The sequence below is a fragment of the Alloyangia mangrovi genome (assembly GCF_002300555.2).
GTDB lineage: Bacteria > Pseudomonadota > Alphaproteobacteria > Rhodobacterales > Rhodobacteraceae > Salipiger > Salipiger mangrovi.
The window spans coordinates 1-16,827 of the sequence record NZ_NTHN02000034.1 but is presented as its reverse complement, the minus strand read 5'-3'; the positions used below and the strand labels follow the sequence as shown (position 1 = coordinate 16,827).

Sequence of the window (16,827 nt, the reverse complement as noted above, 5' to 3'; positions counted from 1 at the left end):
TGCTCTGTGTTGTCGCCCGGCCCCTCCGCCCTGCGGCCCTCCCCGCCTATTTCTCCAGTTGGACCGTCACAAGTTCCGATCCGCGTGTCGTATTGACGTCCTGGGAGCCAGCAAGACCCGGCTGGACTTTATATTCATCACGTCGTCCGTCCCGGATAACGACCACCGTCGCCTTTTCGGCTTTGGGCGGTGGCGCGATCACGACACGCTCGACCAGCTTCTCAATTTCGACCGGCTCAGGCTTCTGAATTTTATCCTCGACGCTGCTCAGACGATCGGAAATTCCGTCGAGTGTGTTTTTCAGCAACACCTGCATCGCGTCGAGCTGTTTCGAATTGGCGTCAGGCTCCGCGGGAAGGACCACGGGCGCAGGTTCCGGAGCGGGAGCAGAGATCAAATCCTCGGCGACATCGATATCCGACAGATCGGCGAGGGTAATTCTTTCGTTGCTCTCGACATCATTCGAAGCGACATTCCTGAGCGCGAGGGAAAGCGTACCGACATTCGCGGCCAAGACCAGTTTTTGCGCCTCGGAGGTATTTACCTCGAAGGTCACCGTCCGGACCACGCTGGGCTTGTCCTTCAATTCGTCGGCAATCTGGTCGATCGCCAAGACGCGCAACCCCTGGAGCAATACGTCGACAAAGGATCCCTCGCGATTGTCGCGGCGGGTCAGCAGGACGTCGACCCTGTCGCCGGGGAGCACGAAACCGGCGACACCGAGCACGTCGTTGACGCGGATCGAGATGGCCTTCATCCCCGGAGTGAGCGCGGTCGAGAGCTTGGCGCGCTGGCCGGGCATGGTGATCTTGCTGGCAAGGATCGGCTCGCCCACCGTCATCGTCGTGAGCGCGAAACGCGCGTTCTCCTCGCTGTCATCGGGGACGAGGGTCGCCGCCTTGGTAAAGGCGCCCTCGGGGAGGACATCGCTGCTCCAGGCGATCTCGCGCAGCTTGGTGGGGTTCAGCCGCTCACCGAAGGAGATCGGCTCGGCGGCGACGACGATGGTGTTCTCGGGCTCGGCGACGACCTGCTGCGGTCCGGTCGACATCAGCATCAGCCGCTGCTCGTCCAGCCAGCCCCGCGCGCCGAAGACGGCCAGTGCGGCGAGCATCATGGCGACGAGGAAACTCAGAACTACCGAGAAACGCATGGGATTTCTCCTGAACGGGGGAGAGTGGGGCACGGGGCGTGGATGAAAACTTATTCGACGCGACCGGGGTTGGGACACGGACGCGAAACGGCTGAACAAGGTGGGTTTCCGATGCGGGGTGAAAGCTTTTCTTCTTTCGTCCCGCATCGGAGATGCCGAGCGAAATATCGGTCAATTTGTTGAAGTGTCGCCGCCGGTATCCGTATCAAAGGGATTTTCAGTCGTCGGGATTTCTGTCCCATCTGTGATCCAAAGGTTGCCCTCCATCCATTCCGCCCATTGCGTCCAAGCAATGTTAAGGTTCATGCCGAACAGCATGACCGCAAAGATCACGCCACCGATCATGAGGCCCAGCACGACGAGATATTCGGTGAGCGCCAGGCCGTCGTCTTCGCGACGGAACCGTTGTGCGAGATACTTTGTGAAATCCGCAGTCATCTTCAAACGTGCAAACATGATTTCCTCCAAATAAAGGCATGCGCGCCGACCGGGCGCAAAGTGATCAATTTCTTCAAAATCAAGGATGGCCAAAAATGAACCAGCCATGTTCACAATATTGCCATATCTACATGTGTCGGTAAAGAATTTATTTCGTTGCGCCGCAGTTTCGAGCAATAGTCTCAAGGACATGCATCAAATATGGACACCCGAAACATCCCTGACCGATCAGAATTGAACCTCCCGCCAAATTCTCAATCTTAACGGTAAAAATACGCCTCAGGGTTGCATATCTAAATCCGGGCAACCAACCCTCCTCCGCGCATAAGAAGCATTCAGCGGACCAGGATCGCTTCCTGGCGAATAAAGGTCTCCAGCGTTCCGTTTCCGCCGAAGCCGGTGATATCGATGATCTCCACGTCGATCGTCATATCGACTCCGGGGGCGTAGCTGATCATCGGCCGCGTCATGAAGATGCTGGCATAACTGTTCACCGGGAACTCGCTGCGCCCGTTTTCATCCGCATGGGTGCCGCAATCGATGATCGCCGCGATCAGGACGCGCGGATCCGGCAGGTCGTCACTCACCACATGGCCCGGATTGCACAGCGCCGCACCGCTTTCGCCGTTCGGCGAGGGGTCGGTCACGAGGGGATCGCCGGGGGCACGGACCTCGAAGAGATCCATCGGCGTGCCCGCGACGGTGACCTGCGTCTCCAGCTCGTACTGGTAGACGTCATAGCGCGAAGCGCCGACCGTGCCGGGCCCCGCGTAGCCTTCGGTCACGCCCGGAAAGGAGCTGGGGATGTCCGCGTAGATCGGGGCGTAGCTACCGTAGTTGCGGTCTAAGTAAGTCTGCCCGTCCCAGACGCCGGTGCCGATATAGGCCCCGGCGACGTCGTCGCTGGTGACCGACCCGCCCGTGTTGGGCGGCAGCATCGTGGCGTTGTCCGGCAGGCCATAGGCGTAGTCCGTTACGCCGTTTGCGTTGAAGCCGACACCCGGGGTCCAGACATGGTCGTCGCCGATCTCGGCCTGGCTGCTGATCGCCCCGCCATTCATCACACAGTCCTGGACGGTGTTGCCCTGGGTGCGCGGCAGGATGCCCTTGCGCACGCTGCGCGCCGTGCGGACGTCGAACCCATCCCGTCCGTTCACGCGACCCGAGCTGTAGCGGCCGCCGAACATGTCGAAGCGGGTATTGATCCCGCTCCGGATCGAGTTGCTGGCGCCGGGCTTGGTGGTGACGCTCTTGGAGGAGTAGCACGTTCTGTTGCGCCGGCCCGCGAAGTAATCGTTGATCGAGCGCGCCCCGCCTCCGGGATTGGCGTCGTTCGAGACATCCGCCTCGCTCACATCGAGGAACCCGAAATTACCCGGCATCGGCGTTTCATTGCCGGAGGGATGCAGGCGGATCATTCGGCCGTGAAAGTCTCCGTTCTGAAAGGCCAGTTGGAGGCCATCGCCAACGTAATTTCCCGAGCTGTCATATTCGAAGGGATTGCAAATGAAGACCGGCGGGATGTCGCAGGCGGCGGATTCGGCCTTGGCCACGGCAACGGCCGCCACTGGGACGCCCCCGGTCACCCAGTTCAGCGCCCGCGCGAAGAGCGTCTCGAGATCCGCGGATCGAGCCTGTGCATAGACGTATTCCGCTTCGGAGGGGTCCTCGGTCTGATGCGCGGCGATCCAGGCGTCATCAATGGGGATTGTGTCCTGCACGGGGATCAGGTCGAGGAAGCGCACGTAGAACGGCGTGTCGGTCTGATCGTAAACGAGGGAGACCGGCGTGGCGGTGGCGAACTGAAGCAGCGAGACCGTGTTGTCGAGCTGCGCCATGGCCGCCCGCGCCCGCACCAGCGCATCGGCGCCGCCATCAAGCTCGCGCGCCCCGGCAAGCGCCACGGCATCCGCCGCAGCCTGAAGATCCGCATGCGCGTTGTTGCCGCGGCTCACGTCGAAGAGAATCACGCCAAAGCCGATGAATACCGGCAATAGAAGCAGGGAAAACACGAAGATGAAGCCATCCTCGGAACTGCGAAACTCTTTAATCATACTTACCTTTCCGAACCGGTCACCGTCTACGGCACGCCAGAACACACGGCTAAGCACACATCTAAAATACCGAATAGCTTACAGCAATCGTGCCAAATTTCAAACATTCCATATTGCTTGTATGAAAATCACCGGCGCCGAGGCCAATGCGAGCGGCACGCCATAGGGGACGCGGCCCTCGGTCTTCATGCGGGCAAGCCATCCCCAAAGGCTGCGTTCGGCACCAAATGCGCGGCAGATCACGATCAGCAGATAGAGAAGCACCGAGAGCAGCATGAGCAGGGCGGCGAACGGCAGCATGCCCTGCATCCCGAGCATCATCCCCAGCGGCAGCATGAGCTTGGCATCCCCTGCCCCGAGCCCGCGCAGCAGCCACATGACGAAGCCGATGCCGAAGAGCAGCGCTCCGGCCACGAGGTCGCCGCGCAAGGTGGGAAACAGGAGCGCGCCCTGCGCCAGCACGTAGAGCGCAAGCAGGGCAAGGACGGTGCCGTTCCTGATCGTGAAATTGCGCGCGTCGTAGACCGCCACCCAGCCCAGCAGGGCGACGGCGGCGAGTTGCGCGATGATCGAGATCACCTCCACGACGAAGGACCGTCAGATCCCGCGCAGGTCCCCGGTCGCACGCTTCGGCGAGTTCACGGAGTTTCTGAGCAGCTCGAGGTTATTGGCCGTCACCGGATTGGACGGGTCCTTCTCATAGGCCGCGAGGAAATACTTCCGCGCCGCCATGAGTTCGCCGCGCAGCAGCATCGAATAGCCGTAGTTGTTGAGAAATTCGACGCGATGTCCGATCACCGGCTGCAGGCGCCGGTAGGCATAATCGGCGCGCTCGAACTGGCGCAGCATGTCCGCGCTCGCGGCAAATCCCAGCCAAGCCGCGGTATCGTCGGGAACCACGTCCAGCGCGTCCTTGAACATCTTGTAGGATTTTCCGTAATTCCCTTCACGGAATTGCATCTTCGCGGAAACCAGAAGCTGGTCATCTGGATAAAAACTCAGGCTCGACGTGTCCTTGGTCGACAAAGTTCGATCGCTGAAGGACGAATTCTCACAAGCGCCGAGCGCCAAAAACATCGAAATTGCCAGTAAACGCTTCATACCACCCTCCCGGCCAAACCTGGCTATGATCTCGATGCTAAATTGCGCGGGCGAAATCGGGAAAATATATTCCAGAGCTGCGATCTTTGTGAAAGCGGATGTTGCAAGTTTTCCACAAGGCGACCCGGGTTGCGGATCGCGCGCCTGCGGGAAATCCGCCGGAAAAGAAAGCCCTTTCAATGATGTAACCGCAGTCAGGCTATGTGCGATCATCGCTTGGCTGCCGGCTCTCACCCAAACAAGGGCTTCAAGGGAATAGGGCGCCGGCCTCCTGAGTCGAAGGCGACCATCCTTACCGATTTCCAACATGAGCGCTTTCGAATTCGAGGGAGCTCGATACAGTGGAGCGCGCCCGTGGGGCCGCGAGATTGCGGGCGACAGGGCGCCCGGACACAATCTTGCACTGGCGGGATCTTGCCCTCGATCCGCCAAAGTCCTTGACAGGGCGACGCCGGCAACCGAAACACGGGATCGACGACATTGCGACGGGCAAAGGAGGGCGCATATGACAATCGTATATCGTGACCTCCGCGGCGGAATCCGATCCGGGACCGCCTTCGCCTGACAGACATCGGCCGTCACGGCCCGTAGTCTTCGCCACTCGTCCACTCTCGGACCTCGTCACTCTCCCTTTCAGGACACGGATTCTTAATTTCCGTGCAAATTTCATGACCCGTAAAAATTCCAGCGGCGCCTTTGTGCGCGTTCTCTCCTTTGCCGCGCGCCTGTGGCTGCGCAGGCGCGGCCATGTCGCGGCCCTCGTGCTGTGCGTTCTGACGTCAACCGGCGCCGATATCGCCATCCCGGTGTTCACAGGCCGGCTTGTCTCCGCCGTCTCGGAGGGCACCGCCCCCTGGGCGATCTTCGCGGTGCTTCTCGGCCTTGGCGCCGTGTCGCTCGGGGCGAAGGTGTTGAGCTATTTCGCGATCATCGACCTGACAATCCCCACGATGCGTGCGGCCGAGGCGGAGGCCTTTGCCCATGTCCAGCGGCTTCCGGCGGATTGGCACGCAAATGCCTTTGCCGGCTCGACGGTCCGCAAGATCACCCGCGGGGCCTGGGCGCTCGACGATATGGCGGATGTGCTCTTCGTGGCGCTTCTGCCGTCGGTTCTCGTGCTGCTTGGCACCATCATCACGCTCACCGCCTTCCGGCTGGAAGTCGGCCTGACGGCCCTTCTCGGAGCCGCCGTCTTCCTGACGCTGTCGCTGACGCTGACGTTGCGCTGGGTCGCTCCGGCGGCGCGGCTCGCGAATGCACAGGACAGCCGCGTCTCGGGCGCGCTGGCGGATGCGATCACCTCGAACGCGGTCGTCCGGGCGCATGCGGCCGAGCACCGTGAGGACCACAGGCTCGAGCGTGTTCTCGACAAATGGGCGCATCGGACCCGGAGGACCTGGCGGCGCGGGACCTGGAACGGCTTCGCGCAGGACATCGCCCTTTGGGGTCTGCGCGCGGCGGTGCTGGGCGGCGCTCTCTTGACCTTCGTCCGCGGTGCGGCGGGCGCCGGGGAGATCGCCTTTGTCGTGGCGGCGCTCGGCATGCTCGACGGCTACCTTCGGCAGGTCGGCAGCCATGTGCGGATGCTGCAGAAGGCGGTGAACGATGCTGAAGAACTGGTCGATCTGATGTCAGCCGCGCAGGAGCAGACCATCGCGCGCCTGCCTGCCAGCGCCCTGCCGCCCCGCGCGGCCGCGCTGGCCTTCGACAGGGTCGACTACGGCTACACCGGCGCCTCTTCGCCGCTGTTCACCGATCTTCGGGTCGACATCCCGGCGGGCCAGAAGGTCGGCCTCGTCGGCCGGTCGGGGTCGGGCAAGACAACCTTCGTCAAGCTCATCCAGCGGATCCACGAGATCAACGACGGCGCGATCACCCTCGGCGGGGTCGACATCGCAACGGTCCCGCTCGAGCAGCTGCGCAGCCAGATCGCGCTGGTGCCGCAGGAGCCGATCCTGTTCCACCGGTCCCTGGCCGAGAACATTGCCTATGCGCGCCCGGGAGCCACGCTGGCGGACGTGCGCCGTTCGGCGCAACGGGCCGGCGCGGCCGAGTTCATCGAGCGGTTGCCCAAGGGCTACGGCACCGAGGTCGGCGAGCGCGGCGTGAAACTCTCGGGTGGCGAGCGCCAGCGCGTGGCCATCGCGCGGGCTTTCCTGTCCGACGCGCCGGTGCTGGTGATGGACGAAGCCACCTCGTCGCTCGACTCCGAGACCGAGGCGCAGGTTGCCGAGGCGGCCGAGCGGCTGATGCAGGGGCGCACGACGCTGGTCATCGCGCACCGGCTGGCGACCGTCGAGAAGATGGACCGCATCCTGGTCTTCGACCGCGGCCGGATCGTGGAAGATGGCACGCCGTCCGAGCTCATGGTGCGCGACGGCGGCCTCTACCGCGCCCTGCGCGAGCGGCAGGCCCTCGTGGCGTAAGATTCGGCGCCCGGCGGCCGCCCCCGCCAATCGTGATCTGGGCCTGCCTGGATCACGACCTCAAGGCGACCCGGTCCAATGCGGTGATGCCGCCTGAGGGCAACGTCACGCGCCCGACGCTGATCCTGTCGGCTGACCAACCCACTCAGACCCAGACCGTCCTCGCCACGCGAGGGCGGTCGACGGCGCAGCAGCGCGTCGCGGTTTGACTTCGGTCAGCCGCGTTGCTACCAGAGTCGCAACCGTTGGGGTGCCTCGTCGAGGCTGAGAGGCGTGATCGCGCTAACCCATCGAACCTGATCCGGGCAATACCGGCGTAGGGAACGGTCTACAGCTATCGGACGTTTTCCATGCGCGGTGCCCTTGTCTTTGGAGGAGCACCCTTTGGCGCATATCGCTTTGACCATAGCCGGATCCGACAGCGGCGGCGGCGCGGGCATCCAGGCGGACCTGAAGACCATGTCCGCACTCGGGGTCTACGGCGCCAGCGTGATTACCGCCGTGACCGCCCAGAACACCCGCGCCGTCACCGCCGTGCACGCCATCCCGCTGGACATCATCGAGGCGCAGATCAGCGCAGTGCTGGGCGATCTCGACGTGCGCGCGATCAAGATCGGGATGCTGGCAACGCCCGGGATCATCGATTGCGTGTGCCGTGCCCTCAAGGGGTTTGACGGCGCCGTTGTCCTCGACCCGGTGATGATCGCGAAATCCGGCGATGCGCTGCTTGCTCCCGACGCCGTCTCGGCGCTGCGGCGAAGGCTGGCACCCCGCGCGACCCTTGTGACACCGAACCTGCCCGAGGCCGCCGCGTTGCTGGAAGGACCGGTGGCGCGCACTCCCGCCGAGATGGTCGAACAGGGCAAGGCTCTCTGCGCCGGCGGCGCGCAGGCGGTGCTGATGAAGGGTGGCCATGCCGAGGGCGCGCTTTGCGAGGATATCCTGATCTCGGGCGGCGAGGTTCTCGCCAGCGTCACCGCGCCGCGCCAGCACACCCGAAACACCCATGGCACCGGCTGCACGCTCTCCTCGGCCATCGCCGCCGGTCTCGCGAAGGGGCTGCCCCTCGTGGAGGCGACCGCCGAGGCGCATCGCTACGTGCAGCAGGCGATTGCGGCAGCCGACGGGCTGAATGTCGGCCACGGCCACGGGCCGTTGCACCACTTCCACCATGTCTGGGGCTGAGGCGATGTATTCTGTCATCGGTGCCGGTGTGGCGGGCCTCGCGGTCGCCTCTGAACTGGTCTCGCGCGGGGCCGCGGTGCAGATCTTCGATCCGGCGGGCCCGCCCGGGCCGCATGGCTGCTCTTGGTGGGCGGGCGGCATGCTGGCGCCATGGTGTGAATATGAAAACGCCGAGGAGCCGGTGCTCCGGCTTGGCCGAGAGGCGATCGGCTGGTGGCAAGACCGCACCACGGTCGCGCGCCGCGGCACGCTGGTCGTCGCCGGGCGGCGCGACCTGCCCGACCTGCGCCGCTTTGCCCGCCGCACCGAGGGGTTTCGCGAGGTCGATGCGGAGCTTGCGAACCTCGAGCCCGACCTCCACGGCTTCTCGAAGGGCCTCTATTTCGAGAACGAGGCGCATCTGAGCCCCCGCAAGGCGCTGGCCGACCTCCACGCCGGGCTGCAGGCGCGCGGCGTGGCCTTTCACGCCGGGGAGGCGCCCGAGGGTCTGCAGAATGCCATCGACTGCCGCGGCCTGAGCGCGCGCGGCGCCCTGCCCGACCTGCGCGGGGTGAAGGGCGAGATGCTGGTGATCCGATGCCCGGATGTCACGCTCTCCCGCCCGGTCCGCCTGCTGCACCCGCGGATTCCGCTCTACATCGTGCCGCGCGGCAACGGCGTCTACATGCTGGGCGCGACGATGATCGAAAGCGAGGACCGCCGCCGGATCACCGCGCGCTCGATGCTGGAGCTGCTCAGTGCCGCCTATGCGCTGAACCCCGCCTTCGGCGAGGCCGAGGTGCTGGAGATCGGCGTCGATCTGCGCCCCGCCTTCCCCGACAACCTGCCGCGGATCCGCCGGATCGGTGGCCGGATCTACGCCAATGGCCTCTATCGCCACGGCTACCTGCTGGCCCCGGCGCTGGCGAAAGGCGTGGCCGATCTTGCCCTCAACAACATCCATTCGGAGATGGTCGATGAAGATCGTGATTAACGGCGCCCCCTATGAGGTGAGCGCCACGACGCTCGCCGGTCTGCTGCAAGAGCGCGGCATTGCCGGGCGCGTCGCCACCGCGGTGAACGAAGAGTTCGTGCCCGCCGGGCTGCGCGCCTCGCACCCGCTGCGCGACGGCGACCGCGTCGAAATTCTCGCCCCCATGCAGGGAGGATGACCATGAAGCGTTTCTACGGAACTGAATTGCCCAACCCGCTGATGCTGGGCACCGCGCAATACCCGAGCCCCGCGATCCTCGAACAGGCCTTCCGGACAAGCGGCGCCGGGGTCGCGACGGTCTCGCTGCGCCGCGAGGGGGCCGAGGGCGCGGGCGCCGCCTTCTGGAAGATGATCCAGGAGCTTGGCGTGCTCATCCTGCCCAACACCGCGGGTTGCCACACCGTCAAGGAAGCGGTCACCACCGCCCACATGGCGCGCGAGGTCTTCGACACGCGCTGGATCAAGCTCGAGCTGATCGGACACACCGACAGCCTGCAGCCTGATGTCTTCCAGCTGGTCGAGGCGGCGAAGGTCCTGACCGAGGACGGCTTCCAGGTCTTCCCCTACACCACCGAGGATTTGATCGTCGGCGAGCGCCTGCTGGCCGCGGGCTGCGAGGTGCTGATGCCCTGGGGCGCGCCGATCGGCTCGGGGCGTGGGCTGAACAACACCTATGCGTTGCGGGCCATGCGCGCGGAATTCCCCGAGGTGCCGCTGGTGATCGATGCCGGTATCGGCCTGCCGAGCCACGCCGCGCAAGCGATGGAACTGGGCTATGACGCGGTGCTCCTGAACACCGCCGTCGCCCGCGCTGGCGATCCCGTCGCCATGGCCTGCGCCATGGTGCGCGCGATCGAGGCGGGGCGGCTGGCGCATGAGGCCGATCCCATCGAGGCCCGCGACATGGCCGAAGCCTCGACCCCGGTGATCGGAAAGGCGTTCCTCGCATGACCCTCGACCGTTTCTACCCGATCTTCGACCATTCGGACTGGCTGCGCCGGATGCTGCCGCTCGGCGTCAAGCTGGTGCAGCTGCGCATCAAGGACCAGCCGCCGGAGGCGGTTCGCGAAGAGATCGCGCTCTCGCGCGATCTGTGCCGCGCGCATGGCGCGGTGCTGGTGGTCAATGACTATTGGCAGGAGGCCATCGAACTGGGCTGCGACTGGCTGCACCTCGGGCAGGAGGATCTGGACAGCGCCGATCTCGCCGCCATCCGCAGGGCGGGTCTGAAGCTCGGTGTCTCGACCCATGACGACGAGGAGCTCGAAAGGGTGCTGGCGCTGGCGCCGGACTACGTGGCGCTCGGCCCGGTCTACCCGACGATCCTGAAGAAGATGAAATGGCACCAGCAGGGGCTGCCGCGCGTCACCGAGTGGAAGGCGCGGGTCGGCGCGGTGCCGCTGGTGGCCATCGGCGGCATGTCGGTGGAACGCGCCGGTGGTGTGTTCGCGGCCGGGGCGGACATCGTCTCGGCGGTCACCGACATCACTCTGAACGCCGACCCCGAGGCGCGCGTCCGCGAATGGCTCGAGGCCACGCGATGAACCGCTATGCCCGCCAGATGATCCTGCCGGAAGTCGGCGATTCCGGCCAGCGACGGCTGGCCGAGGCCCGCGTTCTGGTGGTCGGCGCGGGCGGGCTCGGCGCGCCGGTGCTGCCGCTGCTGGCCGGCGCGGGCGTGGGCCGGATCAGCATCGTCGATGGCGACGTGGTGAGCCTGTCGAACCTGCACCGCCAGACGCTCTTCACCGAGGCCGACTGCGACCGGCCCAAGGCGCAGGTGGCAGCCGAGCGCTGCCGCGCGATCAACCCCGGGATCACCGTCGAGGCCGTGCCGCACCGCCTGACCCCCGCCAACGCGCCGGACATGGTCGCCGATGCCGATCTCGTCCTCGACTGCGCCGACAGCTACGCGGTGAGCTACATGCTGAGCGACCTGTGCCTTGCCGAGCGCCTGCCGCTGATCAGCGCCTCGGCGCTCGGGCTTGGCGGCTATGTCGGCGGGTTCTGCGGTGGCGCGCCCTCGCTGCGCGCGCTGTTCCCCGAGGCGCCTGACAGTGGCGCCAGTTGCGAAACCGCCGGGGTGCTCGGCCCCGTGGTCGGCGCGCTCGGCGCGATGCAGGCGCAGATGGCGCTGAATGTGCTGCTGGGGCTCTCGCCCTCGCCGCTCGGGCTGATGGTTCAATACGACGGGCTGTGCCTGCGTTCCTCGAGTTTCCGCTTCGACGGCGCGCCGGAGCCCGCGCGCGGCTTCCGCTTCGTCGCGGCATCGCAGCTGCGGGCCGAGGACGACATCATCGATTTGCGTGCCGAGGGCGCCCTCCTGCACCCGCAAGCGGTGCGCACCGGCGCCGCCGACGTCGCCTCGCATCCCCCCCGCCCCCGGCACCCGGCTTGCGCTGTGCTGCGCCACCGGCCTGCGCGCCTGGCGGGCGGCGGAACAGATCGCCGAAACCTGGCCCGGCGAGATCGTTCTCGTCGCGGCCTCCGCCTCATGACCCCCCGGAGGAGACCCCCTGTGAAACCCCCTGTGAAATCCCTGTTGACCGCCCTCGCCCTTCTGACCGCCAGCCCCGCGCTGGCCGCCGACAAGATGACCCTGCTCCTCGACTGGTTCGTCAATCCCGACCACGGCCCGATCGTGATCGCGCAGGAGAAGGGCTTTTTCGCCGAGCAGGATCTCGAGGTCGAGATCGTCGCCCCTGCCGATCCCTCGGCGCCGCCGCGCCTCGTCGCCGCCGGACAGGCCGACCTTGCCGTCTCCTACCAGCCGCAGCTGCACCTGCAGATCCACGAGGGCCTGCCGCTGAAGCGTGTCGGCACGCTGGTCGCGACGCCGCTGAACTGCCTGCTGGTGCTGAAGGACGGCCCGGTGCAGGAACTGGCCGACCTCAAGGGCAGGAAAATCGGCTTTTCCGTCGCCGGGGTCGAAGAGGCGGTGCTTCAGGCGATGCTCGGCGGGCATGGCGTCACGCCCGAGGATATCGAGATGATCAACGTGAACTTCTCGCTCTCGCCGTCGCTGATGTCGGGCCAGGTCGACGCGGTGATCGGCGCTTTCCGCAATTTCGAGCTGAACCAGATGGAGATCGAAGGCGTCGAGGGGCGCTGCTTCTACATCGAGGAAGAGGGCGTGCCCTCCTACGACGAGCTGATCTACGTCGCCAATCCGGACCGCATGGACGCGGGCAAGATCGCCCGCTTCCTCGCCGCGACCGAGAAAGCGACGCAGTTCATCATCAACAACCCCGAGGAAAGCTGGGAGATCTTCTCTGCCACCTCGCCCGAGCTGCAGGACGAGCTGAACGCCCGCGCCTGGCAGGACACGCTGCCGCGCTTCGCGCTGCGGCCGGCGGCCTTTGACGCGGGGCGCTATGCCCGCTTCGAGGCGTTCCTCAAGGACAGCGGCATGATCGACGCGCTGAACCCCGTCGAGGCCATCGCCCTCGACGTGACCGCGCAATGAGCGGGGACTATGGGCGCGCCTTTGCCGCGCTGCGCGCGCAGGCGGGCGAGGCATGGCGGGACTACACCCGCCATGCCTTCGTCGAGGGGCTTGGCGACGGCAGCCTGCCGCGCGAGGCCTTTCTCCACTACCTCCGGCAGGACTACGTGTTCCTCGTCCACTTCTCGCGGGCCTGGGCTCTTGCGGTTGTGAAATCGGAAACCCACGCAGAGATGCTGGCCGCCGTAGGCACGGTGAACGCGCTCGTCGCCGAGGAGATGCAGCTGCACGTGGAGATCTGCGCGCAGGCCGGTATCCCGGCGGACGCGCTTTTTGCCACCACCGAGCGGCCCGAGAACCTTGCCTACACGCGCTTCGTGCTGGAAGCGGGCTACAGCGGCGACCTGCTCGACCTTCTGGCGGCGCTCGCGCCCTGCGTGATGGGCTATGGCGAGATCGGTGCGCGGCTGCAGGCCGAGGCCAGTTCGGAGTGCTATGCCGATTGGATCGGCACCTACGCGGGCGAGGACTACCAGTCGAGTTGCAGCGCCGTGGGCGAGCTGCTCGATAGCGCGCTGGTGCGCAGGTTGGGGCCGGAGTTCGAGACCTCGCCCCGCTGGGAGCGGCTGTGCCGGACCTTCCGCACCGCCACCGAGCTCGAGGTCCAATTCTGGCAGATGGGGCTGACGCCGTGAGCCCAGCCCCGGGGATCACGCTTGCGGGGCGTGCCAGCATCGACGGCGCGCCGCTCTTCGCGCCGCTCGGCCTGACGCTGCCCGCCGGGCGCTGGACCTGCCTGCTCGGCGGCTCCGGCGTCGGCAAGTCCACAGTGCTGCGGCTGATCTGCGGGCTGCCGACGGGCGCGCGCTTCGACGGCACGATCACCGCCACCGACGCCGCGCCGATCCCGGACCGGGTGGCCTATATGGCGCAGGACGACCTGCTGCTGCCCTGGGCGAGCGTCTGTGACAACATCCGGCTCGGCGCGCGCCTTCGCGGACAGCCGGCGGACGCAGACCGCCTCGCGCATATCCTTGGGCGGGTCGGGCTCTCGGATCATGCCCACAAGAAACCCGGCGCGCTCTCCGGCGGGCAGCGCCAACGCGTTGCCCTGGCAAGGACACTGATGGAGGACAAGCCGATCATCCTGCTCGACGAGCCCTTCTCGGCGCTCGATGCGCAGACACGGGCGGCGATGCAGGAGCTGGCGGTCGAATTGCTGCGGGGCCGGACGGTGCTGGTGGTCACCCATGATCCCGGCGAGGCGGCGCGGCTGGGTCACGCGATCCTCGTGCTGACTGCCGGTGGCGTGACTCCCTGCCCGCCGCCCGCCGCCGCGATCCCGCGCCCGGTGGACGATCTGGAGACGCTGCAATGCCAGGCCGCGCTGCTGCGCCAGCTTCGGGACGCCGCGTGATGAAATATGCCTCGGGCCTTGTGGCGGTCGGCTTTGCGCTGGTGCTCTGGCAAGGGATTGTCACCCTGACCGGACTGCCGAAGTTCATCCTGCCCGGGCCTCTGCTCGTGGCCGAGACGTGGTGGACCAATCGCCTGCTCATCGCCGAGCACACCCTGATTACTGCAATGGAAGTTCTGATCGGCCTCGGCATCGGGACGGCGCTCGGCATCGCAAGCGCGATCTACCTCGCAAGCTCGCGCATCGGGCGGCTGGTAATCCAGCCGGTCCTGGTCTTCACCCAGGCGCTGCCGGTCTTCGCGCTCGCGCCGATCCTGACGCTGTGGCTCGGTTTCGGGCTGGGATCGAAGATCGCCATGGCCGTGCTGATCATCTACTTCCCGGTCACCTCGTCCTTCTGCGACGGCCTCATGCGGACTCCGCAGGGGCTGCTGGACCTTTCGCAGACCATGCAGGCGGGACGCTGGCGCACATTGTGGCTGATCCGCATTCCCGCGGCGCTGCCGTCGCTGGGCTCCGGCATTCGGCTCGCCGCGGTCTACGCGCCCATCGGCGCGGTGATCGGCGAATGGGTCGGTGCCTCGCGCGGGCTCGGCTACCTCATGCTGCTGGCAAACGGCCGTGCCAAGACCGACCTGATGTTCGCCGCGATGCTGACGCTGGGGGTCTTCGCGGTTTTGCTGCATCTCCTGGTGCATCTGGCGACGCGGCATCTCGGCGCCTCACTCGAGGAACGGGGCTGACGCGCATCTGTCGGGCGGGGGCCGACCTCGCCCTGCAGCTCGGCACTGGGGACCCCTTGCCCGCAATCTGCATGCGCGCCCCTCGAAAGCGCTTCAATCCGGCGTCCCGGACAGCGGTCCGGGCGCCCTGTCCGGAAAGCTCTTGCAACCCCGCCCACCCAGCGTCTTTGGTGGCCGTGCACCACCGAAGGCGAACAGACCATGCAAAACCCCAAGACCAAGGCACGCCTGCCCGCGGGCATCTGGGCGCTCGGGTTCGTTTCGCTGCTGATGGACGTCTCGTCAGAGATGATCCATGCTCTGCTGCCGGTCTACCTCACGGTCGGCCTCGGCGCCTCGGCGCTGGCACTCGGCGTCATCGAGGGCATCGCGGAGGCCACCGCCGCCATCACCAAGGTCTTCTCCGGCGCGCTGTCGGACCGCATCGGGCGCCGCAAGGAACTGGCGGCGCTCGGCTACGGGCTGGCGGCGGTGACCAAGCCGGTTTTCCCGCTCGCGGGCTCGCTGGGCTGGGTGGTCGCGGCACGGTTCATCGACCGGATCGGCAAGGGCATCCGGGGCGCGCCACGCGACGCTCTGGTCGCCGACCTCGCGCCGCCGGGGCTGAGGGGGGCCGCCTTCGGGCTGCGCCAGTCGCTCGACACCGTGGGGGCCTTTCTCGGACCGCTCGCGGCGATCGGGCTGATGTGGCTCTTCTCGGACGACTTCCGCAGCGTATTCTGGATCGCCGTCATACCGGCGTTCCTGTCAGTGGGGCTGCTGCTGTGGGTCGTGCAGGAACCCGCGCGTCCTGTCACCCGCCGCAAGGTGCGCAACCCGCTGGCCCGCGCCGAGCTGAAGCTGCTCGGCGGAGTGTACTGGTGGGTCGTCGTGGTCGCCACACTGTTCACCCTCGCGCGGTTCAGCGAGGCCTTCCTGATCCTGCGCGCGCAGACCGCGGGCACGCCACTGATGCTGGTGCCGCTGGTGCTGGTCGGGATGAACCTTGTCTACGCGCTCTCGGCCTGGCCCATCGGGGTGCTCTCGGACCGGATCGGCCGGATGGGCCTGCTGCTCTGCGGCCTCGGGTTGCTGATCGTTGCGGACCTCGTGCTGGCGCTTTCGGACGGGCTGCCGGGCATCGCCGTCGGTGTGCTCATCTGGGGTCTGCACATGGGTTTCACGCAGGGGCTTCTTGCGGCGCTGGTTGCCGAGGCCGTGCCCGAAGAGCTTCGCGGGACTGCCTTCGGAATGTTCAATCTTGTGACCGGGGTCGCCCTGCTGATCGCCAGCCTGCTCGCAGGGGCGCTGTGGGAGGCCTACGGCCCCGGCGCCACCTTCCTGGCCGGTGCCGGCTTTGCCGCGGTCTCGGCTCTCGGGCTGCTGCCGCTGCGCCGCCGGCTCGCCGCCACCTCTCCCGCGGGCGAGGCGGCGACCTCGGCGCACCGGGAAAGCGCGGTCGAAACCGGGGATTGACGCCGATCACCCCCCGGCGCCTGTTTCCCGAGGAGCGGTGCGGGCGCAGGGTCGGTCGGGTGCATGCACGCTCCCCCGGCGGTGGTCAGTCGGTGGCCCCCGCCTCCTTCGGGAAGGTGACCAGAGCCGGACGTTGCGCCCCGCTGCCCGCAGGTGCCTCATCGATCCCCGCGCCCTGCGCTTTCAGAAGCGCCAGCACTTCGGCTCGCGCGATGTGGGTCGGGGCGTCGTGATAGGGCTCGGCGGCAAAGGCCCAGGCCACGACCGCCCCACCCGAGGCGTCCTGCCCCACCGTCCAGAGCCGGACAAGCCCTCCCTCCGAGGGCGCGCGCAGCGTCACCTCCGCCGGGTAGGCCTCGTGGAAGGCGAGCGGCGCCGTGGCTCCGGGCTGCAACGCGCCGGTGAGGTCCTGGCGCAGCGCCGCCACGCCCGACAGC

At 66.6% G+C, this 16,827-nt stretch carries 17 protein-coding genes, 1 pseudogene and 1 riboswitch; of the genes and pseudogenes, 12 read left to right on the top strand and 6 right to left on the bottom strand.

The features are described 5' to 3' along the window. Positions 1 to 46 precede the first annotated feature (46 nt). From cpaB to CLG85_RS17260, 5 genes are all read right to left on the bottom strand, one after another. Positions 47 to 1,153 (bottom strand): Flp pilus assembly protein CpaB, encoded by a 1,107-nt coding sequence (gene cpaB, locus CLG85_RS17280; RefSeq protein ID WP_176476477.1) that lies wholly within the window; start codon positions 1,151 to 1,153, stop codon positions 47 to 49. Between the two features lie 171 nt (positions 1,154 to 1,324). Beyond that, positions 1,325 to 1,777 carry a Flp family type IVb pilin gene (locus CLG85_RS17275; protein ID WP_141244435.1) on the bottom strand — a complete coding sequence of 151 codons (453 nt, stop codon included), beginning with the start codon at positions 1,775 to 1,777 and terminating at the stop codon, positions 1,325 to 1,327. Positions 1,778 to 1,926: 149 nt separating this feature from the next. Next, a complete protein-coding gene (locus CLG85_RS17270) occupies positions 1,927 to 3,645 on the bottom strand; it encodes a pilus assembly protein TadG-related protein (RefSeq protein ID WP_095880885.1) in 1,719 nt (572 codons plus the stop codon). A gap of 99 nt (positions 3,646 to 3,744) precedes the next feature. Beyond that, entirely contained in the window at positions 3,745 to 4,230 is a 486-nt protein-coding gene (locus tag CLG85_RS17265) for a prepilin peptidase (RefSeq protein ID WP_095880884.1), read from the bottom strand. 12 nt (positions 4,231 to 4,242) lie between these two features. Continuing rightward, positions 4,243 to 5,055, bottom strand: coding sequence for a tetratricopeptide repeat protein (locus tag CLG85_RS17260; protein ID WP_260349723.1), 813 nt, complete (start codon positions 5,053 to 5,055; stop codon positions 4,243 to 4,245). 359 nt (positions 5,056 to 5,414) lie between these two features. Between CLG85_RS17260 and CLG85_RS17255 the strand changes: the two genes are divergently transcribed. The 12 genes and pseudogenes from CLG85_RS17255 (at position 5,415) to CLG85_RS17200 (ending at position 16,390) form a co-directional block, all read left to right on the top strand. Then, positions 5,415 to 7,172 (top strand): ABC transporter ATP-binding protein, encoded by a 1,758-nt coding sequence (locus CLG85_RS17255; protein ID WP_095880882.1) that lies wholly within the window; start codon positions 5,415 to 5,417, stop codon positions 7,170 to 7,172. 236 nt (positions 7,173 to 7,408) lie between these two features. After that, a riboswitch (TPP riboswitch) is annotated at positions 7,409 to 7,512 on the top strand. Between the two features lie 44 nt (positions 7,513 to 7,556). Further along, the gene (gene thiD / locus CLG85_RS17250) at positions 7,557 to 8,357 is read left to right on the top strand and encodes a bifunctional hydroxymethylpyrimidine kinase/phosphomethylpyrimidine kinase (RefSeq protein ID WP_095880881.1); all 801 of its coding nucleotides are present in this window, start codon (positions 7,557 to 7,559) and stop codon (positions 8,355 to 8,357) included. Between the two features lie 4 nt (positions 8,358 to 8,361). Next, positions 8,362 to 9,330, top strand: coding sequence for an FAD-dependent oxidoreductase (locus tag CLG85_RS17245; protein WP_260349719.1), 969 nt, complete (start codon positions 8,362 to 8,364; stop codon positions 9,328 to 9,330). Beyond that, positions 9,314 to 9,508 carry a sulfur carrier protein ThiS gene (thiS, locus tag CLG85_RS17240; protein WP_095884179.1) on the top strand — a complete coding sequence of 65 codons (195 nt, stop codon included), beginning with the start codon at positions 9,314 to 9,316 and terminating at the stop codon, positions 9,506 to 9,508. The genes CLG85_RS17245 and thiS overlap by 17 nt, the downstream gene beginning before the upstream one ends. Before the next feature lie 2 nt (positions 9,509 to 9,510). Continuing rightward, positions 9,511 to 10,281, top strand: a complete 771-nt coding sequence (locus CLG85_RS17235) for a thiazole synthase (RefSeq protein ID WP_260349717.1) — start codon at positions 9,511 to 9,513, stop codon at positions 10,279 to 10,281. After that, on the top strand, positions 10,278 to 10,874 hold the full coding sequence (locus tag CLG85_RS17230) for a thiamine phosphate synthase (RefSeq protein ID WP_095884180.1): 597 nt from the start codon (positions 10,278 to 10,280) through the stop codon (positions 10,872 to 10,874). Before CLG85_RS17235 ends, CLG85_RS17230 begins: the two co-directional genes overlap by 4 nt. Next, positions 10,871 to 11,828: pseudogene (locus CLG85_RS17225) on the top strand (HesA/MoeB/ThiF family protein). Before CLG85_RS17230 ends, CLG85_RS17225 begins: the two are co-directional and overlap by 4 nt. A gap of 32 nt (positions 11,829 to 11,860) precedes the next feature. Next, positions 11,861 to 12,796 (top strand): ABC transporter substrate-binding protein, encoded by a 936-nt coding sequence (locus CLG85_RS17220; protein ID WP_260349743.1) that lies wholly within the window; start codon positions 11,861 to 11,863, stop codon positions 12,794 to 12,796. Continuing rightward, positions 12,793 to 13,470, top strand: a complete 678-nt coding sequence (tenA, locus tag CLG85_RS17215; protein WP_095884236.1) for a thiaminase II — start codon at positions 12,793 to 12,795, stop codon at positions 13,468 to 13,470. The genes CLG85_RS17220 and tenA overlap by 4 nt, the downstream gene beginning before the upstream one ends. After that, a complete protein-coding gene (locus CLG85_RS17210; protein WP_260349715.1) occupies positions 13,467 to 14,192 on the top strand; it encodes an ABC transporter ATP-binding protein in 726 nt (241 codons plus the stop codon). Before tenA ends, CLG85_RS17210 begins: the two co-directional genes overlap by 4 nt. Further along, positions 14,192 to 14,935: an ABC transporter permease gene (locus CLG85_RS17205; RefSeq protein ID WP_235865496.1), complete on the top strand. Its 744-nt coding sequence runs from the start codon at positions 14,192 to 14,194 to the stop codon at positions 14,933 to 14,935. The genes CLG85_RS17210 and CLG85_RS17205 overlap by 1 nt, the downstream gene beginning before the upstream one ends. A 201-nt stretch (positions 14,936 to 15,136) precedes the next feature. After that, positions 15,137 to 16,390, top strand: a complete 1,254-nt coding sequence (locus CLG85_RS17200; protein ID WP_260349713.1) for an MFS transporter — start codon at positions 15,137 to 15,139, stop codon at positions 16,388 to 16,390. 85 nt (positions 16,391 to 16,475) lie between these two features. Here CLG85_RS17200 and CLG85_RS17195 read toward each other — a convergent pair. Further along, positions 16,476 to 16,827: hypothetical protein (locus CLG85_RS17195; protein ID WP_260349711.1), on the bottom strand; the 352-nt coding region annotated here is incomplete at its 5' end.